Origin of the sequence: Streptomyces sp. 4F14 (assembly GCF_048159485.1) — a bacterium.
Classification (GTDB): Bacteria; Actinomycetota; Actinomycetes; order Streptomycetales; family Streptomycetaceae; genus Streptomyces.
This window is the reverse complement of the sequence record NZ_JBLRVY010000434.1, coordinates 1-309: the sequence shown is the minus strand read 5'-3', so window position 1 is coordinate 309 and position 309 is coordinate 1. Positions and strand designations below refer to the sequence as shown.

General features: G+C 76.4%; 1 pseudogene. It reads right to left on the bottom strand.

What is annotated here, in order from left to right:
- Positions 1 to 309: pseudogene (locus tag ACLZOT_RS51470) on the bottom strand (hypothetical protein); the annotation flags it as partial.

Genomic DNA, 309 nt, shown 5'->3' with positions numbered 1-309 from the left:
CCCGCTATGACCCGGGTCAGGTCCAGGACACGTACCCCGGCGGCCGGCAGCCGGGGAGCGCCGTCGAGCGGCGGGAGCGCACGCGCGCGTGCCGCGGACAGCCGTTCGTGCTCGACGAGCGGCCGCCGGGCCACCGCCACCGCCTGCTCGTGCGCCGCCCACTCCTTCGGCGTACGCAGCGCCACGGCCAGCCCGCCGGCCGCGTACACGGCCTCTTCCACGTCGTGCGAGGACCGTTCGGCGAGCGCGGCCTCCAAGGAGTCCGGATCGGTCACCTTCAGCGCGGCCAGCAGCCTGGCCCGGTGATGC